Origin of the sequence: Bacillus glycinifermentans (assembly GCF_001042475.2) — a bacterium.
Taxonomy (GTDB): domain Bacteria; phylum Bacillota; class Bacilli; order Bacillales; family Bacillaceae; genus Bacillus; species Bacillus glycinifermentans.
The window spans coordinates 1-20405 of record NZ_LECW02000031.1 but is presented as its reverse complement, the minus strand read 5'-3'; the positions used below and the strand labels follow the sequence as shown (position 1 = coordinate 20405).

24 protein-coding genes are annotated in these 20405 nt (G+C 44.2%); all 24 read left to right on the top strand.

All coding sequences use genetic code 11. The features are described from left to right. Positions 1-226: 226 nt before the first annotated feature. Positions 227-448: a hypothetical protein gene (locus AB447_RS17225; RefSeq protein WP_048407332.1), complete on the top strand. Its 222-nt coding sequence runs from the start codon at positions 227-229 to the stop codon at positions 446-448. Between the two features lie 2 nt (positions 449-450). Continuing rightward, positions 451-696, top strand: a complete 246-nt coding sequence (locus tag AB447_RS17220) for a hypothetical protein (protein WP_009330078.1) — start codon at positions 451-453, stop codon at positions 694-696. After that, positions 684-1325, top strand: coding sequence for an ATP-binding protein (locus AB447_RS17215; RefSeq protein WP_026080869.1), 642 nt, complete (start codon positions 684-686; stop codon positions 1323-1325). The genes AB447_RS17220 and AB447_RS17215 overlap by 13 nt, the downstream gene beginning before the upstream one ends. Positions 1326-1484: 159 nt before the next feature. After that, positions 1485-1859: an HNH endonuclease signature motif containing protein gene (locus AB447_RS17210; protein WP_048350375.1), complete on the top strand. Its 375-nt coding sequence runs from the start codon at positions 1485-1487 to the stop codon at positions 1857-1859. A 139-nt stretch (positions 1860-1998) separates the two neighbouring features. Then, positions 1999-2154, top strand: coding sequence for a hypothetical protein (locus tag AB447_RS26955; RefSeq protein WP_225315929.1), 156 nt, complete (start codon positions 1999-2001; stop codon positions 2152-2154). Between the two features lie 86 nt (positions 2155-2240). Further along, a complete protein-coding gene (locus AB447_RS17200) occupies positions 2241-2774 on the top strand; it encodes a phage terminase small subunit P27 family (protein ID WP_009330380.1) in 534 nt (177 codons plus the stop codon). Next, positions 2774-4483 (top strand): terminase large subunit, encoded by a 1710-nt coding sequence (locus tag AB447_RS17195; RefSeq protein WP_057957669.1) that lies wholly within the window; start codon positions 2774-2776, stop codon positions 4481-4483. Before AB447_RS17200 ends, AB447_RS17195 begins: the two co-directional genes overlap by 1 nt. Positions 4484-4494: 11 nt before the next feature. Then, entirely contained in the window at positions 4495-4665 is a 171-nt protein-coding gene (locus tag AB447_RS26350) for a hypothetical protein (protein WP_009330391.1), read from the top strand. Between the two features lie 5 nt (positions 4666-4670). Continuing rightward, positions 4671-5915 carry a phage portal protein gene (locus tag AB447_RS17190; RefSeq protein WP_048355562.1) on the top strand — a complete coding sequence of 415 codons (1245 nt, stop codon included), beginning with the start codon at positions 4671-4673 and terminating at the stop codon, positions 5913-5915. Further along, entirely contained in the window at positions 5905-6534 is a 630-nt protein-coding gene (locus AB447_RS17185) for an HK97 family phage prohead protease (RefSeq protein ID WP_048355561.1), read from the top strand. The genes AB447_RS17190 and AB447_RS17185 overlap by 11 nt, the downstream gene beginning before the upstream one ends. 40 nt (positions 6535-6574) lie before the next feature. Further along, positions 6575-7891 carry a phage major capsid protein gene (locus tag AB447_RS17180; RefSeq protein ID WP_048355560.1) on the top strand — a complete coding sequence of 439 codons (1317 nt, stop codon included), beginning with the start codon at positions 6575-6577 and terminating at the stop codon, positions 7889-7891. A gap of 25 nt (positions 7892-7916) precedes the next feature. After that, positions 7917-8366: a collagen-like triple helix repeat-containing protein gene (locus tag AB447_RS17175; RefSeq protein WP_048355559.1), complete on the top strand. Its 450-nt coding sequence runs from the start codon at positions 7917-7919 to the stop codon at positions 8364-8366. Positions 8367-8381: 15 nt separating this feature from the next. Then, positions 8382-8732 (top strand): head-tail connector protein, encoded by a 351-nt coding sequence (locus AB447_RS17170; protein WP_048355558.1) that lies wholly within the window; start codon positions 8382-8384, stop codon positions 8730-8732. Between the two features lie 4 nt (positions 8733-8736). Further along, positions 8737-9036: a head-tail adaptor protein gene (locus tag AB447_RS17165; RefSeq protein WP_231592837.1), complete on the top strand. Its 300-nt coding sequence runs from the start codon at positions 8737-8739 to the stop codon at positions 9034-9036. Then, positions 9029-9412: an HK97-gp10 family putative phage morphogenesis protein gene (locus tag AB447_RS17160; protein ID WP_048407268.1), complete on the top strand. Its 384-nt coding sequence runs from the start codon at positions 9029-9031 to the stop codon at positions 9410-9412. The genes AB447_RS17165 and AB447_RS17160 overlap by 8 nt, the downstream gene beginning before the upstream one ends. Then, positions 9409-9777 carry a tail completion protein gp17 gene (gp17, locus tag AB447_RS17155; protein WP_048355555.1) on the top strand — a complete coding sequence of 123 codons (369 nt, stop codon included), beginning with the start codon at positions 9409-9411 and terminating at the stop codon, positions 9775-9777. Before AB447_RS17160 ends, gp17 begins: the two co-directional genes overlap by 4 nt. Positions 9778-9789: 12 nt before the next feature. Next, positions 9790-10398: a major tail protein gene (locus tag AB447_RS17150; protein ID WP_048355554.1), complete on the top strand. Its 609-nt coding sequence runs from the start codon at positions 9790-9792 to the stop codon at positions 10396-10398. Between the two features lie 59 nt (positions 10399-10457). Next, positions 10458-10796: a phage tail assembly chaperone G gene (gene gpG, locus AB447_RS17145; RefSeq protein ID WP_048355553.1), complete on the top strand. Its 339-nt coding sequence runs from the start codon at positions 10458-10460 to the stop codon at positions 10794-10796. Positions 10797-10798: 2 nt separating this feature from the next. Next, positions 10799-10981, top strand: a complete 183-nt coding sequence (locus tag AB447_RS17140) for a hypothetical protein (RefSeq protein WP_048355552.1) — start codon at positions 10799-10801, stop codon at positions 10979-10981. A gap of 12 nt (positions 10982-10993) precedes the next feature. Continuing rightward, positions 10994-14881: a phage tail tape measure protein gene (locus tag AB447_RS17135; protein ID WP_057957668.1), complete on the top strand. Its 3888-nt coding sequence runs from the start codon at positions 10994-10996 to the stop codon at positions 14879-14881. Next, positions 14881-15717, top strand: coding sequence for a phage tail family protein (locus tag AB447_RS17130; protein ID WP_057957670.1), 837 nt, complete (start codon positions 14881-14883; stop codon positions 15715-15717). The genes AB447_RS17135 and AB447_RS17130 overlap by 1 nt, the downstream gene beginning before the upstream one ends. Before the next feature lie 12 nt (positions 15718-15729). Next, a complete protein-coding gene (locus tag AB447_RS17125; protein WP_048355551.1) occupies positions 15730-17439 on the top strand; it encodes a phage tail spike protein in 1710 nt (569 codons plus the stop codon). Positions 17440-17472: 33 nt separating this feature from the next. Beyond that, positions 17473-20037, top strand: coding sequence for a peptidase G2 autoproteolytic cleavage domain-containing protein (locus AB447_RS17120; RefSeq protein WP_057957667.1), 2565 nt, complete (start codon positions 17473-17475; stop codon positions 20035-20037). A gap of 12 nt (positions 20038-20049) precedes the next feature. After that, on the top strand, positions 20050-20405 hold a 356-nt coding region (locus AB447_RS17115), incomplete at its 3' end, for a BppU family phage baseplate upper protein (protein WP_172796362.1).

Here is a 20405-nt window from a genome sequence, read left to right as displayed (position 1 = left end):
CGATGATAGATGAAAAGCCATCTATTGGGGTGAAACCGAGATTCATTCACGATGAGCAAAGAGCAGAGGAATTAAGTGGTGCTATCATGAGCTATATACAAGATAATAGGCGTATACCTATTGAATGGCTGGAAGAATACAATGAATTATTAAAAAAGATGGTTATATAAAACCAAGCGCTTTCCCAAATAGGAGGGCGTTTTTTTATTTGAGGGAGGGCTTACGGATGGAAGTCGTTATAGAAAGTATTGAGAGAAAAGGAGAAACCCTATTTAGTGATGGGAGCATAATGGGATTTGAAACCTATGGGTTTTTGATAAAAGCCACCGTTCGTTTTAAATCCGCTGAAGTTGAAGGCAGCTTTTATTTTCCGGGTGAACAGGAAATGAGCTTTTCAAAAGCTGAAAAGAAAATACGTGAGTTGTTCACCGAACAAAAGGGGGACTGACCTTGTCAGAGGATGAATTGTACGTCAAACAATTTAAAGCCTGGCGTACTGAACAAGAGCTACTTTTAAAACAAATCAATTATGATATTGAAGTCAGCCGGAGAAAAATTGAATTGAATGAGAAACAAAAGGAACTCCATTTAAAACGGGTGAACATAGGAATTCAGGAGTTTAATAATTGGGCGGAAACAACAAATCGGAAGGAAAGATTGGAGCTCTTAAAGGAGGTAGAAGCATGTTTGAATTGAATTTAGCGCATGCCAGTATCTTAGAGTTGTTGGAAAAGGCTGCTGAAAAGAATGAGTTTATTTTTGTAAGACAGGGACAAAGGCGGCTTGGTAAAACAACTGCGCTTATGGAATTTGCGAGAGAAAATGGTTATCCAGTCCTTGTAAATAAGGCGATTGTAAAGATTTTTCATCGTAAATATCCCGATGTGAATATTATCGGATATGTGGATGGATCAGAAGTCGACGGGCTATATAACGTCGTTTTTGATGAAGGGGTGCCGAGGGATGCGATTAAACGTCTCTATAAGCTTGGTATTTTGCTAACTGGATTTGTTCGTGTGGATGACCAGGCAGTTATTAATGATGATAACAGATATTCGGTATTTGGTGGATACAGTACAGAAGCACCATCGAAAAAAGCAACTCCTTTGCTGCAAATTGAGCTTGAGGATATTGATTCGATCCCGCACGTTTTCTATAAAGGCGAAAGGATCACCAAGCGTATTGCGATAGATTTTGAGTGGCGCACAGGGGGAGCCGATAAGGTTGGTTCTACCTATATTCGTATCAAGCATGGTAACGATCCTGATAAGGCACTAGCAGTTGAGACGAAGGAACTGGCGGTCGGTGAGAGAGCGTATGAATAGGGAACGTAAGCAGCGTTATAGATACCTACGAGAGCAACGAAGAGAACGCGACTATGAGCTTGGACTTATACAACTGGCTGGCCGTCCGTTCTGTAAACCTAGATTAATACGTCTGGGTCCAGCGCTAACCTTAACGCGATTCATGGCAGGTGCGAGGCGATGAATAAACCTTTAAAACCCTGCAATGAGCCAGGCTGCCCTACTCTCACCCGGGAAGGCTACTGCGAACAGCACAAGCGAACAAAGTCGGCCTATGATCAATACCGTGAGTCTGCTTCCCGCCGGGGATATGACAGCAAATGGCGGAAGGCAAGACAGGGGTACCTGTCAAAGCATCCTTTCTGTCTTTTCTGCATGAAGGAAGGCAGACGGGTTCCCGCGACAGTCGTTGACCATATCGTTCCGCATAAAGGAGATAAAAAACTATTTTGGGATTCTTCCAACTGGCAGCCGCTGTGTGCGCCCTGCCACAGCAGGAAGACCGCGAAGGAGGATGGCGGCTTTGGCAACAAAACATCAAACCTGCGTATGTGATCACTGTGGAACCAAGCTTCATATCAAAGGATGTTCGAAGGTTAGGAAGCATGACAACGGGGTGCGGCAGCATTACATCAAGTGTCCGCGGTGTCAGACTGAATACACGTCCTACTACACGAACGAGAAGATCAGGCGCATGCAACAGAAGGTAAAGAAACTGACCGTGCTGCGTCTCAATGCACAAGCGCAAAAGGGAATTGACGTATACAAACAAAAATACACGCAAGCTCGAAAAGAATTAGAGACTGCCATGCTGCAGCTGCGGGAGGAAATGGAGACCCCCCGCCCTTAAATCTCTGGAAAGGATTCGCCGGAGACCGCGCTCCCCTCCACATTTTGAAAAATTCCCTAAATGAAATTTCGGAAGGAGGTGAGGGAATGGCAAGACCAAGGCAACCGGTTGATTTATTGCTTGTAAAAGGTAAGAAAAACCTGACAAAACAGGAGATTGAAGAACGAAGAAAGCAGGAGATCAAGGCGCCAAGCGACAAAGTAAAGGCGCCTTCTTATTTACCGAAAGACTTAAAAAGGGAGTTCAAAAAAATAGCGGACGAGCTGAAAAACATCGGAATTATGACGAATTTAGATGTTGATGCGCTCGCCCGTTTTTTATATTCGCGGAAGCTTTACCTTCAGGTGACGGACCAGCTGCTTGAGCAGGGGCCAATGAAAACGATAGTCGTCAGAGATGTGGACAAACAGGGAAATATCGTGGGGGAAAAAGAAAAATCGGTAGTCAATGAAGCGTATTCGGACTTGCTAATCAATCAAGATAAACTATTCAAACAATGCCGGCAGGCTTCCAGTGATTTGGGCTTAACCATTTCCTCGCGCTGCAAGCTCGTGATTCCTAAAAAGGATGACGACAAGCCGAAATCAAAAGAGGAAGAGCGGTTTGGGGGCCGGATGTAATGCAAGAGGTCACCGCTGAAATTCTGATTGAGCGTGTATGGGCCTATTGCGAAAAAATACTTTCCGGTGAGATAAAGGTTTGTCAAAAGCATAAATGGGCTGTGCAGCGGTTTTTAAAAGATGTGGAGGCGTTAGCGGACCCGGATTGCCCCTTTTACTATGACGCTGAAGCAGTGCTGGATTTTTACGAATGGGCGAAGCAGTTTAGACATGTTGAAGGGATACTGGCAGGCGAACCAATTGAGCTTACTGACTTTCAGCTTTTTATTGCAGCCAATATCTACGGCTTTTATAAAAAGGAAAATGGGGCCCGACGGTTCCGGAAAGTCTATATCCAGCTTGCACGTAAGAATGCGAAATCGCAATTTCTTGCGCTCATGGCGTCTTATGAAGTGTTCCCGACCACCGAAAAACATCGGGTGTTTATTGCTGGATGGTCCCGGGAGCAGTCAGACGAAGTGTACCAGGCGATTCTTGAACAGCTGCAGCATGCTCCGATCCTCGAAGGAAAATATTCCTCCGCAAACGGCCGGGTAAAAAAGCATAAAACGAACTCAATAATTCAGCCTCTTTCCCGGGAGGCGCGGAAGCTCGGTGACGGTAAAAACCCGTCATTGGGAATTGTGGATGAATACCATGCACATGAAACCAGCGAGATTTATGATGTGCTTGACAGTGGTATGGTGGCCCGGCGCAGCCCGTTAATGGCAATCATCACGACAGCCGGGTTTAACATGGAGCGGCCATGTTTTAAGGAATACCAATATACAAGCAAGATTCTCGATCCTGATGCCGACACAGAAAACGATGACTATTTTGTTATGATCTGCGAACTTGATCCAGATGACGACATAAAAGACGAATCAAACTGGATCAAAGCCAACCCTATTGTTGCAACGTATCCGGAAGGTATGGAGTCACTACGCTCTGCCTTAAAGGTTGCACTCGAAGTTCCAGAAAAAATGCGAAGCTTCCTTACCAAGAATATGAACCGATGGGTTGATCAAAAGGATAACGGCTATATGAAAATGTCAAAATGGCGCGTGTGCAGCGGTGAAATTCCTGATCTGGAAAACATGGCCGTATATCTTGGGCTGGATTTGTCCATGACTACCGACTTAACATCAGTCGGCTGGGTTGGTGTTTTTGATGGAATCTATTATGTCGGACAACATTCCTTCATGCCTGAAGGGCGCGCAAAAGAAAAAATGGCGACGGATAAAGTGCCTTATGACCTGTGGAAAGAGATGGGCTACATTACGTATACGCCTGGCGACGCTGTTGATTACCAAATAGTTGAAAAATGGATCATTGAGTTTATTTACAAGCATCGGTTCCGGCCACAGGAAACCGCATATGACAAATGGAATGCCTTGCATTTGGCTCAACGGCTTGAATCTAAAGGCCATACCATGGTGGAGATTCCGCAAAGAATCAATCATCTATCTTTGCCGACAAAAGACTTTCGTCAAAAAGTATATGACGGCAAAGTTGTTCACGGGGATGACCCGGTTTTAAATTGGGCAATCAATAACGCGATCATGAAAATTGATCCTCAGGAGAATATCATGCTGGATAAAGCAAAATCTCCGCAAAGAATCGACCCGGCTGCAGCTGTCATTAATGCATACGCCAGGGCGATGTATCACGAAACAAACCAAAAAGTAGACCTGAATGCACATTTCATGTCTGATAATTTCAGCTTTTAGGATGTGAGAGAATGAAAAAATTCCTGGCCTTTCTGCTTTTAATTTTAAATGATCTGCTGTTTGTGGTGGGGGCCGCCTTCATCCTTGCAGCTGCATATAGATTCAATACGAACATCGGTCTGATTCTGACGGGTGTATTTTTTATGTTTTATGCCTATCTCCTGACCAAGAAAGGGAGGTGAAATAATTGCTAATTGATCGGGTGTTTGAAAAACGATCAGATTCCTCTGAGGCCAGTGGCTTCAATGAATTGATAAATTTGTTTGGCGGCAGACAGACAGCAAGCGGCGAAAAAGTGAATGAAAGAAATTCGCTTGTGCAGCCGGATGTTTTTGCCTGTGTGAATGTATTATCTGATGATATCGCAAAACTGCCTGTTCATACCTACCAAAAGTTAGACAACGGGATTGAGCGAAGACCAGAGCATCCTGTGGCGTATATGATCAATGCGCGCCCTAATCCCTATATGACCGCGTTTACGTGGAAAAAACTCATGATGACTCATGTTTTGACTTGGGGGAATGGCTACTCATACATTGAATTTGATTCCAGTGGGTTTCCAAAAGGATTATATCCATTGCGGCCTGACGCTACGAATGCTTATATCAATCCGAAAACGGGAATGCTTTGGTATCAAACGGCTCTCAATGACAAAGCGGTCGAGTTATATGATCACCAGGTGCTACATTTCAAAGGGCTTTCTACTGACGGCATACAGGGTAAGTCACCGGTCGGCGTTGTCCGCGAACACATCGGAGCCCAGGCAGCCGCGACAAAATATAATGCGAAGCTGTATAAAAATGACGCAACTCCTCGGGGAATTTTAAAGGTTCCTGCATTTTTAGATGAGAAGCCCAAAGAAAATGTTCGTAAAGAATGGAAACGTGTAAACCAAGGTGAAAACATTGCGATTATAGACAATGGGCTTGAATATCAATCCATCTCAATGCCACTGCAAGAGGCTCAATTCGTGGAATCAATGAAATTCAATAAAGCGCAAATAGCGATGATCTACAAAGTGCCTTTGCACAAACTGAATGAGCTGGATAAGGCCACATTCTCGAATATTGAACACCAATCCATTGAATATGTGAGAAACACTCTTCAACCGTGGATTGTTAATTTTGAGCAAGAACTAAATGTTAAGCTCTTCACAGATCATGAAACAGCCGCAGGCCACTATGTGAAATTTAATATTGATAGTGAGCTACGTGGAGACAGCAAGACCCAGGCAGAATACCTGAAAATACTTCAAGAAATTGGGGCCTTAAATAGAAATGAGATTAGGTCATTAATAGAACGCAACCCGATTGAATACGGGGACAAGTTCATGTCCAGCTTAAACTATGTTTTCCTGGACTTTATGGAAGAATATCAGCGCCTTAAAGCCGGCGGCGCCCTGAAGGGAGGTGACAAAAAGGATGAAGGATAAAGAGATTCGGCAGTTAACCACACCTATTGAAGTTCGTTCAGAGGGTGAAGGCGAAAGCGAATTTGTGGAAGGATATGCACTGAAATTTGAAAAGTGGTCTGAACGGCTTGGGGGATGGTTTAAGGAAATTATTAGCCGGAACGCTTTGGATTCGGCTGATCTTTCAAATGTTATTGCATTATTTAATCATCGGCAAGATTACCCATTGGCCCGAAATACCGTCTCAGGGGACGCAGGGCGGCTCGAATTAGAAGCGGACAACATAGGTCTCAAATTCCGTTTTAAGCCGTCAGAAACGTCATACGCGCGTGATTTGATGGCGAATATAAGAAGCGGCGTCATAAATCAGTGTTCTTTTGCCTTTTCCTTAAATCACAATGAGACGGATGCTGATGAATGGCGGTTTAATGATGAGGAAGATATTTATGAAAGGCGGATTAATAAAATCCATCGTATATATGATATTTCGCTTGTCACCACCCCGGCATATAACGACACGGAGGCAGTCGTTGGTTCGCGGAGTTTGGAGAAGGTAGAGCAGTTGAAAGAGTCCCGGAAACTGCCGTATGACAATTTAAAAATGGAATTAGAACTTTTAGACCTTATTCTCCCGGAATAGAGGTCTTTTTTTGTGTCTAAAAACAAGGAGGAAACTGTTTATGCCAATGCAAATGAGCAAAAAAGAAATTGAATTGAGACAACAATTTACGGAAAAGAAAAATGCGGCAGATCAAAAGCTGCAAGAGGGAAATACAGAAGAGGCACGTACGCTGCTTGACGAGGCAAAGACCTTGAGAAATCAAATTGAATTAATGGCGGAAGGGCGTTCTCTTGCAGTTCCGGATTTACAAAGTAATAAAAAAGTTACACTTGATTTGGATGATGAAGAGAGCCGAAGTTTTAACACCAATAGTAAACTTGAGGAACGTGATATTTTAACAGCCACAAAAGAATATCGCGAAGCTTGGTTTAAAGTATTGACTGGTCGTAGCCATGATCTTGGAGAAGAAGAGCGAAGCATGATGCAGCGAGTCTTAAAGGAGAATCGCGCATTATCTTCAGGGAGTGATAAAGACGGTGGTTATACTGTACCGGATGACATTTCAACAGAAATTTTAAAATCTATCCAGGAACTGAACTCTGTTCGAAATTTGGTTCGCGTTGTTCCCAAAACGGCTCCATCTGGTAGTTACACAGTCCGAAAAGGCGTGGCTGGGAAACTATATAACACGGCTGAAAAAGAACAGATTCAGGAACTTAAAAATATGGAGTTCGATCAAATCTGGTACAACGTCAAGAAATTTGCTGGATTTATGCCAGCTCCAAACGAACTTTTAAACGATTCATTCGTGAATTTTGTCAAAGAAATTGTGGACTGGCTCTCTGAGTCTGCGGTTGTCACAGAAAATGAAGAAATCTTTTATGGAAAAGGCGGGGAGACAAATGTCGAGGGCATTATCACAAGTGGCAAATATAAAACTCTTAAAGCGCCTTCTGTAATCACAATTAAATTTCTGCGTAAGGTTAAGAACCAAATTAAACGCGGATATCGTAAAAATGCAAAGTGGGTTATGAATACTGAAGCCTTTGAAACTCTGGCAAACATTGAAGACAAAAACGGCAGAGGAATTTTAGCCCAAGACCCTAGAGATGAAGACAACTTCCTTCTGTTCGGCCGTCCTGTTGAAGTCTATGACGAAATTATTACTGACGATAAGACACAAAAAACGCACATTCTCTTTGGAGATTTCAAACGTGGATATTTTATGTTTGATCGTCAAAAGTTCGAAATTAAATCAACAGATGTCGGCGGGGATGCTTTCTTGACTGATCAGACTTATTTCCGCGGAATTGAGCGTTTTGACGGAAAAGTTGTTGATCCAGAAGCTGCTGTGATTGTGACTGATCTAGTTGTTGGTGAAAATGCTCAAGTGGAAACCCCAACAGAAGAAAAATCCGTTGATGTTGGAAAATAAAAATAACAGAAAAGGATGATGAAAAATGGCAGATCAATTTTTAAACCAGAGCAATGGTGTTTACACTTCCGCAGAGGATGATGGCACAGGAAAGCCTGTAACAGCTGTTTATTTGAAAAATAACAGTGAAGACAACCCTTTGTACATTAAAGGGATGCCGGGTGAACCAGGGCCCCAGGGACCACAAGGGCCAAAAGGGGACAAAGGAGATACCGGCCCACGAGGCCCACAGGGAGAGCCAGGACCCAAAGGTGAGAAAGGTGATCCTGCTGTCATTGAAGACGGGAGCATCACCCACGAAATGCTTGGTGAAAATGTTGTCAGAAGTAAAAACATTGGTACTGGCAGCGTCATGCCGGATAACTTAAACAGCGAAGTAAAGGCCATGTTTGATAGTCTTCAATCTCAAATTGATGAGTTGAGAGAAAAAGTGGCAGGCTCTGACGATTCCGCGAACAATGAGCCACAAGAATAAGGCGGGTGAACCATCATGAATTTGGTGGATATGAAAAACTATCTCCGTCTGGACCATTCTGAAGATGATGAAATGTTATCGCAATTTATTGCGGCAGCGAAAAGCTATATTGTCAATGCTATTGGGCGGTTTGTTGATGGGAACCCACAGTTTGAAATTGTGGCCAAAATGCTTGTCCAGCATTGGTATGAAAACAGAGGAATGTATGAGTCAGGGACAAACGGCTCGTCCATCCCTTTTACTGTTGAAAATCTAATGACGCAGCTGCGTTATACGGATGATGAGGTGCAGGAAGATGAAGAGAAAGAGGACCAGCGATCTGCGGCACCGCCTGACATTTCAAAAGAAGACCGAGATTCAGGATGAAGAGTTGAACTGGAACGAAACTTATATTGATTTATTCACCGTCTGGGGCGCTGTGGAGGGTTTTAACTCTCTCGGAAACAATGAGTCTATGGTTGCGGGGGCATGGGGCGTTAAATCGCCTAAAAAGATCACCATTCGGTTCCGGCAAAATATTCAACGCGATATGAGAATTGTTGAACAGATCGGCACAAATGAAAAGGGCGAACCTATTTTCCGAGCTTTTGACATCCTTGACTTTAACGATCCCGAAGACACAAAAAAGTGGCTTGAAATTATGTGTCAGGAGGTGGGGCTCAATGGCTGAAATGAACTTTGAAGGGCTGGCCGATCTAGATCGATATTTTGAAAGAATCGGTGAAGATGTGGAAAAGGCGGAAGATGTGGCCTTGCAAGCCGGCGGTGAAATTATTGCGGAGCACCAGCGACAAAATGTCAATCGAAGCGATAAAAATCAGCCCCATATAGCCGATAACATTACGGTTTCAAAGGCCATGGAATCCAAAGGCGCAGAAAAATTCGTTTCAATCGGACCTAATAAAAAAGTTGCCTTTCGGGCTGCCTTCTTAGAATATGGGACATCAAAAATGCCGCCGTATCCTTTTATCGAAAAAGGTAGGGATGAAGGGGAGGCGTCAGCTGTGGAAGTAATGGCCCGCATTCTAACAGCGCCAATCAAATGAGTTTTGACGCAAAAGCAGAATTGAGCGCTGCCCTGGTCAACGACCGATCATTACAGGAACTGGTGACAGGCGGCTTTCATAATAGAGTCGCTTCAGACGTTAACGCATTTCCGAGAGTTGTATATACAGAGTTGAAAAATGCTGATGGTTCATATGCCGATAATCAGCCGCAATCCTCTGAGGTTCGCTTTCAGATCAGCATTTTTACTAATTCAAATACTGTCAGCAAAGAAACTAAAATCGCCAAAGAAATTGATCGGCTTTTAAAATCGATTGGATACGGTCGCTATGATTCTCAAGATTTATACGAAGAGGCGGACAAGGTTTTTCACAAAGCTATGCGATATAAGAAAGCTTTTTTTTAAGGAGGAAAAATAATGGGACAAACAATTTATGGGTTGGATATGTTTCACTGCGCGGAAGTCGTCCAAGACGATGAAGAGAGTTTGAAATTCGGTACACCTATAAAGATTCCGGGTGCAGTAAGCATTAAGGTAGACCCAAAATCAGAACAAACAAAATTCTGGGCTGATAATGGTGTTTATGACATTTTTAATAGCATGGGCGACATTGATTTAGAAGCTGAAATGGCGGACCTACCTTTAAAATTGCAAAATAAAATTTACGGCCACACTGAAGAGAATGGCGTTTCTTTTGCAAGCGCTGAAGATAAGGCAATTCATTTGGCTTTTGGCTTCAGAGCGAAGAAGTCAACCGGTGGGTATCGGTATTATTGGTTTCTTAAGGGATTACCTGAATTAATGGCAATTGAATCGAAAACGACAGAAGACAAGGCAGATCCGGAAAGTGCAAAGTTTAAGGTTGGATTTATGCCGTTACAAAATCCAAAAGGAAAAAGACGCTGGAAAGCTCAAGCAGAGGACAGCGACACGTTTAATGGCGAGGGCTGGTTTAATCAAGTTGTTTATGACGGTTCAGCTTTTGCATCCGACTCGGGCAGTAAAGCAACCGACTTAGGTAAATAAAGAACTTGGAGCGCTTATAGGCGCTCTTTTTTATTGTCAAAAAACAAGGAGGAATCAAGATGGAGCCTATTTCAATCACACTAAAAATCGACGGTAAAAACAAAAAGTTTGCAACTCCAAAATTTATCCCTGGAAAGCTATTTCGGCTTGCGGCCGAGATCACAGAGGATTTTGAGTCAAATGATCCTGATCGTCTTTTCACCGAGAAACAAATTGAATTTATCTGTGCTGCGTTCGGGGATAAATTCACACTTGATGAATTTGAGAATGGAATTGATTCAAGGATGATTACTCGAACGATCTACGGAACCGCAAATTACGTTTTGGGAAATATTGCAGAGGCCAGCCAGCTTTTAAGCCCTGATCAGAAAAAAGATGGTGAAGAGCTGGGGGAGTAAGTTTGGCTGACGCGGTGATCGACATGTACAACGCGTTAGAAGAGATTGGTTACACACAAAACCAGATTGATGAAATGGACATTCTGTACCATCTGCGCCGCCTGGCCCGTCGAAAAGAAACCGGCGGAAAATCAGCAGCAGAGAAAGAAGAAAAGCGTCTTTACATTGACCAGGTGCTTGGGTAAGGGGGTGACCAATTGGCAAAGGAAATAAGAGTCAAACTGTATTCAAATTCAACCCAGTTCAGAACTGAGATGCGCGCTGTCGCTCTCCAAATGAAAAACGTCAAATCCGAATTTGAGAAGAATCGAACAGCTGTAGGCGTGTGGGGGAATGAATTAAAAACGTCTCAAGAAAAGGCGAAAACACTCAGCCAACAGCTGGATATTCATAAGCGGAAAGTAAAGGCCCTTGAAAGAGCATACGCTGATTCAGCTATCAAAAAGGGCAAAGATGCACAGGAAACGCAGACGTTAGCCCGACGGCTCAATTATGCTACGGCTGAAATGAATAAGACGCAAAATGCTTTGACGGAAACCACGCAGAGGATCAAAAGGCTGGAGGACGAAGCCCGACGTGCTTCTTCTGTCATCCACAGAATGGGTCAAAGAATGAATACAGTCGGCAGCACAATGAGGAATGTTGGTTCTTCTGTGGCTATGACCTCGGGTATCGCCTTTGGTGGTTTGGTTCTTCCTTTAAAAGATGCGGTTCAAGTCGGAATAGACTTTGAGAAGCAAATGAGTAAAGTACAAGCCATTTCTGGAGGTACGGCGGGAGACCTCGCAAAATTAACAGCACAGGCAAAGGAACTCGGTGCGACTACCGTCTTCACGGCCAGCCAGGCCGCGGATGCGCAAGGCTTTCTTGCTATGGCAGGATTTAAAACAAATGAAATTTACGGGGCTATGCCTGGTATGTTGAATCTTGCCGCGGCCGGTGCGCTTGAGCTTGGAACAGCTGCGGACATTACCTCAAACATTATGTCAGCTTTTGCATTAAAGGCTGAAGACTCAGCGCATGCAGCAGATGTCATCGCTTATGCGGCAGCAAATGCCAACACCAACGTTGAACAAATGGGGGAGGCAATGAAGTATCTGGCCCCGAACGCTAATTCACTCGGTTGGGGTATGGAAGAATCAGCAGCCGCGATCATGGCGTTTGGTGATGCCGGCTTGCAGGGTTCTATTGCGGGTCAGGCTTTTGGTACATCCCTTATCCGACTGGCAACACCCGCACGGAAGGCCCAAAAAGAAATTGATAGGCTCGGTTTCGAATTTTTTGATGCTGCCGGCAACATGAAAAGCATGCCTGAAGTCATCGCAGAAATGGAAAAAGGCATGAAGGGCATGACCAAAGAGCAGCAGGCGGCAACTCTGAAAACGATTGTCGGAGCTGAGGCATACAAACATTGGGCCGTTCTCCTTCAAAAAGGATCAAAAGCCCTGGGAGAAAATACGAAAAAGCTAAAAGAATCCGATGGCGCGGCGAAGAAAATGGCCGACACGATGCTCGATAATGCCTATGGAAGTCTTGTCGAATTTGAGTCTGCATTAGAAGGTGCGAAAATTGCTGTCACTGAGGGGCTGCTTCCTTCAATTGGTGACCTTGCGGACAAAGGTTCCGCCCTTCTTACCATGTTTAATAATCTGGATAAAGGAACCCAGGCAACGATCGGAAAAACGGCTGTGCTTGCTGCCGGCGTTTTAGGCGTGACCGCGGCTGTCGCTACTCTTACGGCGGGGATCGGTGCCTTGTTGGCCTTTTCTGGTCCTATTGGCTTGGCTATTGTTGGGGGAACAGCTTTACTTGGCGCATTAGGAGTTGCCATGTATGCCGTTTCAGAACAGACCGAAAACATGAAGAAGAAGCAGGAAGAGGCCAAGGAGAAAGCCTTGCTGTTTGGTGAGGGTGTTTCGCAAGCGACACAAAAAGCTGCAAGCTCTTATGTGGATTTAAGAGAAAAAGCGGAGCTCCAACTTTTTGAGCTGACCCGGGTTTCTGGAGAGCAAGCTGACAAGATGGCCGCGAAATTAGTTGAAACGTATTCTAAAATGCGGGATGAGCTTGTCCAACAGCTTCAGATGCTCAAAAAAGATGCTTTAGTTGTTATTAACGGCTTGCTGGATGACACAGATAAGAATACTCAGAAGGCCGGGGAGAAGATCGTTGACAAGATGGTCGGTAATATTGACCACGATATTCAGGAGGCCAGGGAAAAGGTCAAGGAATTGGAAAAACTTCAGAAAGAAACCGGGCTTGTCTCTTCCAAAATGAACGACTCTCAAAAGAGAAGGTTCAATGAAATTATCACGTATTTCGAACAGTCAACCAGTAAGTTTGCAGCTAATCAAAAAGAAGCTCTTGCGATGCAAAAAGCGGTAACAGAACAGCAAGGAAAGCTTTCTTTCCAACAAGCAAAGAAATATAACAGCGACATTAAAAAGGTATATGACGAGGGCAAAAAAGCAGCAAAAGAGGATTATGACTATCGAAATAAAATTTTGAATCAGCTCTATGCTCAAGGCTATATAGACGCCCAACAAAAAGAAGCCCTCTTGCAAAAAAGTTCAGCTGACTATCAAAAGATACTTGCCAAAAATACAGCATCTTACGAAGAAAATTCTCGCGCTCTTTTTGCGAAAATGTCCAGGAACGGTAAGCTGCTCGACCTGGAAACTGGAAAGGCTCTTGAAAAACAGGAACAGTTTTTCTCTAACTCTATGGGAATGGTGATTAAGCAGGAAGAATCAGAAGCTGCATATCAAGAGCGCTGGGCCCAAAAACAAATTGAATACTTAAACAAACTCGGAACAAGCAAAGAAAAAGCTATAGAGACCACTCGGCAAGCGCTGGAAGATTTCTATGTTGGCCTTGGAAATACAGAACAGGAAGCTCAAGCCAAAGCTGATGAAGCTATTCAAAATGTCTTAGAAAAAATGAATGGCGGCAACGAAAAAGCCGAACAAGCCGGACGAGAAAAAGGCACGGCCTTCAATCTTGGGTTAAGCAGTACATTGGGGACGGCCAAAACCACCGGCAGCCTGATTGAAAAAGGTGCTAATCAAGGGTTAAGCCAAGGGAAGAACCAGCCGAAGCTGTTTGGTATAGAAAAAGGGAATGCCTTTGCGCTCGGTTTAAGAAATACGCTCGGGATCAATAAACAATCCAGCAGCGTACTCCGCCAATCGGTCAACAGTGAGCTATCTAAAAACAGTGGCCAAGCCCGTGCAGCAGGTAAAGAGAAAGGCGATCAGCACAATGCCGGTTTAAGTTCCACAAAGGCGAAAAATAGCGCAACCGCGGCCGGTGTTTCAAAAACTGTTTCAACACGTCTCGGCCAGACTACTGACGGCGGGGGCGGGAAGAAAGCTGGTATGGACTTGACCAAAGGTTTGTTAAGTCAGCAAACCCCTTCTTATAATGCAGGTTCGAAAGTTTCGAACAAAGCAAAATCTGGCCTTAAAAGCGTTAAGACGGACGGTGTAGGCTCGGATTTTGTTTCTGGATTTATCAAAGGGATTCAGGGCGGAATTGGAAGCAGCTCGCTCTTTAGTGCAGCGTGGAACCTTGGTAAGTCGGCATTATCTGCATTGAAAAAGTCGATTGCTTCAAAATCTCCCGCGAAAAAGACCATTGCAGAAGGTAACAACTTTACAGACGGTTTCGCGATCGGGATAAACAAAACTATAGACCGTGCCAAGCGTAGCGCGCAGGCATTAGGTCAGGGGGCAAATCTATCGCTAAAACAAGAAATCAGCAAAATGGCGTTTAACATTAAAGGTGCAGCTGACGAACTTTTGTCGATGCGATCCGAATTAGTGGTACGGAATGAAGTTGATACTCCTTCCCTGAATCAGAAGCTTGATGCACTCATTACGCTTTTATCAAATGGGTTATCGCTTGGAGGTCAGCCAGCCCCAGCCGCAACGAGCCCGATTAGAATTTCGCCGGCGCCGGTCAATATTGACGGAAAGCAAGTGGCGGAAATCGTTTTTGAACAAGGTGACGGAAGGATTTTGGATAGAAAGAGCTTAGACCGATATGATCAAAGCGCTTATCAAAGTGGGGTGAGGCGAACTTGATTAATCTTTATTTAGATTTTAATAACGGCCTGGGAGAACAGAGTTTATCAAGTTTGCTCCCACATTTTAAGGTGCAAAGCTTTACTCCTGATTCACCGGGGATAGAGCGGGAGACAGTCAAAATCCCAAGGATCAGTGGCCTTGTTTTGCCACAGCATCCCAGGGATGTTGTTTTTAAGGAGCGCTCTATTAAAGTAGAAATCCTATTAAATTCGATCATTGCAGAAAATTTCTATCAGTACAGGCGCGAGCTTTATGCGCTTCTGGTCAAGCCCTACCCCTACTATATTTCAACTGATTTATTGCCGAATCTCCGTTTTCTCGTAACCTGTGACGGTAGTTTCAGCATACCGAAAGAAAAACAGAAGAACCAGACTTCTTTCACAGTTGATTTTAATAATATTTCAGGGCTGGCCGAATCAAAATCAACGTCTTTGACGAAACAGAATTTTCAAGGGGAGTATTGGAGTCCAGGTATGAATATTCAGATGCGCGATGACCTGGAATATACCTTCAAAAACCGAAAGAGATTTCAGGTTTATAACACTGGGGATGCCTATATTAATCCGATGCAGCATGACTATAATGTGACCTTACGAGCTAAAGGAAAAAACGTGACGATCATCAACCATACAAGCGGCGAAAAGCTGAAAATTGAACATGAATTGAAAAAATCACAACCCGTCACTTTTATTAAGCAGTATACGGTGATTAATAACAAAGCCGTTAAAACTTCAGGCAGACTGCCGGGGCTTGATGTGGGGATGAATGATTTTGAAATACAAAATACTGATGATTTTGAAATCACTTTTGATACACGATTCTACTACGCATAAGGAGCAATTGAAATGGCAAGATCAGATTTTATAAAAGAGATTGCGCCAGACGCGCAGAAGATATATAAGAAGTATGATATTCTCGCGTCTCTCATTATTGCTCAGGCCTGTTTAGAGAGCGCATGGGGGACAAGTGGGCTCGCTCAGAAAGGAAAAAATCTATTCGGAATTAAGGGGACTTATAACGGGCAATATGTTCTCATGTGGACGACTGAATACGATCGCAAAGGGAATGCAACCCGGGTACAAGCCAAGTTCAGAAAGTATCCATCCTGGTATGCTTCTCTGCAAGATTTAGCCAAGCTTTATGTGAACGGAACGAGCTGGGACCCGAATCACTATAAAGCTGTGGTCGGCGAAAAAGATTACAAGAAGGCGACTGCTGCGCTTGTAAAAGCTGGTTATGCGACTGATCCCAATTATGCGACGAAATTAAACGGTCTAATTGAAACATATAATCTAACACAGTATGATTCAGCAGATGGGGTACCAGATGATCCCGACGAACCTGAAACACCGATATCGGAGCCGGATTTTCCAAGTAAGGAGTATGATGGAAAAGACATCCCACTCAATAAAAATCTGCCGTCTGATGTGGATTTTCCGCAGCTTCATGTGTCGACAAAGGATGGCAAAGATGTTGTGGAAATTACCGGTGTTATTCCCGATCTGACGGACGACACTTCCGGGAAGAAGAGTTTTACCTTCACCATCACTAAAACGCAAGAAAACGCCATAGAATTTGATTTATTGGTGAATGACAATATTCTTTATCTGGATGAGAAAAAATTCAACCATCAAAAGTATTACATCACAAACGTTGATGTACGACAGGAAAATAATGTCCTGAAGAAAACTGTTACGGCAAGTCATATTTTCTCTGTTCTTCTAATCAATAATTACGTGAATGAAACGGTATCAAAAAAAATGACGATCAAAGAGGCGTTTGACCTTGCCTTGAAGGATACGCCTTTCAAATACGAGTTGAAAGCACCAGTGAACGAGTTTCAGGCTATGGAGCAAGAAAACTTTGGGGATGGAAATTCGACGGAATTGATTGATAAAATCGTTTCTGATTATGGGCCTGAGCTGGATGTTGATAATTATAAAATCCTTGTCTATAAAAAGATGGGGCGAAAAATCAATTTTACATTGGATTCCCGCTATAACATGCCGGGCATATCCATTAAGGTAAATTCGCAAAACAGCACAACTCGAGCCTGGGGATACGGAGCCACGAAAAAGAACAGTACTGACAGCAAGAATCCACAGTATGAATTTGAGCCAATTTTGTATGTCCATCCTGAAGAGGATAAGTTTTTGCTTGAAGGGCTGCCGAGATGGGCTGACCCAATAAAAGATGAAACGATCAAAAAAGCCAGCAGCATGGTTTCAGCTCTGAAAAAACATGTTAACCCTTATCCTGAAATGACTGTGGAAGCTGATTTCCAAAAAATCTACGAGCCGAAGCTATTAAAGATTGAACAGGATTTTTGGAAAGGCGACACAATTCACATTCTAGCCGACACGGCGGCAGGGATCACATTCGAGGATGACGTGAGGCTTGTTTCAATTCAGTATAACCCATTGAACCCATACAGCAGCCCGAAACTGACTTTCGCGAATTTCAGAAAAGACATTCAGGATGTTGCGGTAAACCAGGCCAAGCAGTTAAAAGATCAAAAACGATATATAGACCAGCTGTTTAAAACGCTTGGGTAGGCGTTTTTATTTTGTCAAAAAGGAGTGAGTAAAATGGTGCGTCTGATAAAAGACTATGATCACACAAAAAATTCCCGACACCAGGCTCAATTAAAATCGGATATGCAAAGCATAGAAAATGGCTTGAATGAGCAGGAGAGCCTACTTCAATCTCATAAAAAAGCCCAAACCGCCCACACATCGGAACAAATCGAGCACGGCGGTTTTTCTGTTGCGAACCGGTTGAAAAATCTATATGCCCGCTTTACTAATCTGGTCGTGAATCACGACGGGACGGATGTAAAGGAGGTCGTGGATGCCAGGGTGACGACTTCCGGGGAAATCGCACAAACGTTGAAAGACCGGCTGGATTTAGAGTTTAATAAACTAGAACAGAAAATAAAAAGAGAAGTAAATGTTGATGATTTTGGCGCCGTTCCGGATGGAAAAACCGACAGCTCTGAGGCTTTTAGAAAAGCGGTGGGGAACGGCCGTGTAAGGGTTAAATTAAGCGCTGGTATCTATGTGATTCGAGGGGTTAAGCTCCCATCCTGGACCTATCTTGTGGGTCAGGGCAAAGGTGTGACGATCCTGCAGCTACATGAGGATACACCGGCCAGTGAGTGGGTAATCACAAACGCCGATTATGAAAAGGGGAATAGAAATATTTTCGTGCAGGGGATGTCGCTTGATTGGAACCCGGACAGGCAGGGCGGTGTCGGGGCTACGGGTGGCCAACATTCAAGCTGTTTAACCTTTGCAAATGTGAAGTTTGGCTGGGTAAAGGATGTTGAAGCTATTAACCCGGGTTTGCACGGTTTCGACATAACAGCGCCCACATATGATCACTTGGCGTCTACACAGTACACAAAAGATGGATGTCGGTATGTGTGGCTGGATAATTGTGTTGCCTATGGGGCAGGGGACGACGGGATTACCACACACTATAGCGAATACATTTTTATTTCAAATTCTCATTCTTTCGATCCGAGAGGTACGGCCCACGCGAAAGGACAGTCAAATTCAAACGGTATTGAAGTGGACGACGGATCAAAGCATGTTTGGCTTTTAAATAACTATACGTCCGGCAATATTCGAGGTGTAGAAGTCAAGGCTCATGCTGAATGGCCGGCATCCCAAAATGTTCATGTGATTGGACATGTATCTTACCGGGATGTACGCGGCTATGATTTAAGACATATCGGGCACCATCTGGCGACCGATCCGGAAAGTTCGACGGCCTACGATGTCACCCTGACGGATTGTACCGCGATTGAGCCTGTATTTAATGATATGTATGCAGGGCTGTCTCCGCGTGCGTTAGTTGTTTCAGCTTATAAAAATGTTCAGATCAACGGTTTTACGGCCATTGGCGATCCAACTTATGATTACAAAAATAATCCGGTTGTCGCGTTCCAATATAGATGCCGGAACATTACTGTAAATGGGATTAAAATTCGGGGTTTCAAAAAAGCCGGGATGGATATTCATGTCATCGGAGGGGATCAGAAGGCAGATCATGTCAAGATTTCAAACATCGACATCCGTGAATCTGCGCCCCAGGCTATCGGGTTAGGGGGTGGTGTCTATAACGTTTCTTTATTAAGCGGGTCACTTATCGGATCAAACGGGACATACGGGATTACATCACCGAACAACCAAGCGCTTATTTTCGGTATTATGGCCGAAGGCTACAAGGTGCCGGCCATGTTTGCAAAGAAAGAATATCCATTTGTGCCGACAAATATCCCGGGCGGCTTTAAAGCTGCGGCTGCCTCAAGCGTTGTTCTCGACGAATCCAGCGCTATTGTAGGGGCTACTGGGGGCAATGTTGCAAAAGGCCCGCGGAATTTCATGGGAGGCGTTTCAGGCGGCTCTTCTACAGAAGGATCACGGCAGGCCATTATAGCAGCGAACAACTCAAAGACGAAAGGGGACGGACCTGCAAGAGTGGTGATGGCTGCCCAGGCAGTTACTAACGATGACAGCTATTCTGTAGTTGGCGGATACGGCACCGGATCACCGTCGAAAAATAATATCAAATGGAAAATTGATTCCACAGGCGGGAATATCCGAGGTGTTGGACGTGTGGAAAGCGTGTCTGATTTTAAAGACCTTGCAGAATACTTTGAATCCAAAGACGGCCGTAAGATTGAATCCGGCTTCTTGGTAACTTTGGATGGCGACAAGATCCGGAAAGCTGAAAAAGGGGACAAGATTCTTGGTGTTATTTCTGAGACGGCCGGCGTCATCATGGGTGGTGCAGCATTTTATTGGAACGACCGTTACCTTAGAAATGAATTTGGCGGTATTATCTATGAAACCATTAATGATAATGGTCGAGAGATCATAGTACCTATGGAAAACCCAAACTATAACCCTGATCTTGAATACATCCCCCGGGAAGAGCGGGACGAGTGGCATGTCGTCGGTTTGGTTGGTCAGGTATTTGTCAGGATTGATGAGACTGTCCAGGTAGGAGACTACATCGTCCCAGCTTACGGAATAGGGACAAAATCAGAGGACGGAACAGGTTTTTACGTGATGCGTATAAAGCGGCCATATTCCGCCGAAAAAGGGTATGGAGTCGCATTGGTCTTCATGCACCCACAGATGTAAGGAGGTTCACCGATGATCTATAAAGAGGGCGAAATTCCATTAGATATTAATGCGCGGAGATCAGCGCCCATTTCTACTAACATTCAATTTTTTACACAGGACACGGGCAGCGCAAAGCTGTCTTTTTCTTTTACAAAAGACGGCGCCCCGTTGCCTCTGTCGGCGGTGGATGCCAAAATAGTCCTTCTGTATGCGGATGATTCGTTTTATAAACGGAGCTTGACGCCGACCGACAGGGTAAATGGGAAAGCTGAATATGTCCTATCTGATGAAGAATTGAAACATCATGGCCAGGTAAGGGCGGAAGTCAAGCTTTATTACACAAACGGTCAGGCGCTCGCGACAGTCTTTTTCACTTTCTCCATTGC

What these genes read in the sequence shown, in the direction of transcription:
- AB447_RS17225 (WP_048407332.1), top strand. Translation starts at nt 227, where the DNA reads ATGGAAGTCGTTATAGAAAGTATTGAGAGAAAAGGAGAAACCCTATTT.
- AB447_RS17215 (WP_026080869.1), top strand. Translation starts at nt 684, where the DNA reads ATGTTTGAATTGAATTTAGCGCATGCCAGTATCTTAGAGTTGTTGGAA.
- AB447_RS17210 (WP_048350375.1), top strand. Translation starts at nt 1,485, where the DNA reads ATGAATAAACCTTTAAAACCCTGCAATGAGCCAGGCTGCCCTACTCTC.
- AB447_RS26955 (WP_225315929.1), top strand. Translation starts at nt 1,999, where the DNA reads ATGCAACAGAAGGTAAAGAAACTGACCGTGCTGCGTCTCAATGCACAA.
- AB447_RS17200 (WP_009330380.1), top strand. Translation starts at nt 2,241, where the DNA reads ATGGCAAGACCAAGGCAACCGGTTGATTTATTGCTTGTAAAAGGTAAG.
- AB447_RS17195 (WP_057957669.1), top strand. Translation starts at nt 2,774, where the DNA reads ATGCAAGAGGTCACCGCTGAAATTCTGATTGAGCGTGTATGGGCCTAT.
- AB447_RS26350 (WP_009330391.1), top strand. Translation starts at nt 4,495, where the DNA reads ATGAAAAAATTCCTGGCCTTTCTGCTTTTAATTTTAAATGATCTGCTG.
- AB447_RS17185 (WP_048355561.1), top strand. Translation starts at nt 5,905, where the DNA reads ATGAAGGATAAAGAGATTCGGCAGTTAACCACACCTATTGAAGTTCGT.
- AB447_RS17180 (WP_048355560.1), top strand. Translation starts at nt 6,575, where the DNA reads ATGCCAATGCAAATGAGCAAAAAAGAAATTGAATTGAGACAACAATTT.
- AB447_RS17175 (WP_048355559.1), top strand. Translation starts at nt 7,917, where the DNA reads ATGGCAGATCAATTTTTAAACCAGAGCAATGGTGTTTACACTTCCGCA.
- AB447_RS17170 (WP_048355558.1), top strand. Translation starts at nt 8,382, where the DNA reads ATGAATTTGGTGGATATGAAAAACTATCTCCGTCTGGACCATTCTGAA.
- AB447_RS17160 (WP_048407268.1), top strand. Translation starts at nt 9,029, where the DNA reads ATGGCTGAAATGAACTTTGAAGGGCTGGCCGATCTAGATCGATATTTT.
- gp17 (WP_048355555.1), top strand. Translation starts at nt 9,409, where the DNA reads ATGAGTTTTGACGCAAAAGCAGAATTGAGCGCTGCCCTGGTCAACGAC.
- AB447_RS17150 (WP_048355554.1), top strand. Translation starts at nt 9,790, where the DNA reads ATGGGACAAACAATTTATGGGTTGGATATGTTTCACTGCGCGGAAGTC.
- gpG (WP_048355553.1), top strand. Translation starts at nt 10,458, where the DNA reads ATGGAGCCTATTTCAATCACACTAAAAATCGACGGTAAAAACAAAAAG.
- AB447_RS17125 (WP_048355551.1), top strand. Translation starts at nt 15,730, where the DNA reads ATGGCAAGATCAGATTTTATAAAAGAGATTGCGCCAGACGCGCAGAAG.
- AB447_RS17120 (WP_057957667.1), top strand. Translation starts at nt 17,473, where the DNA reads ATGGTGCGTCTGATAAAAGACTATGATCACACAAAAAATTCCCGACAC.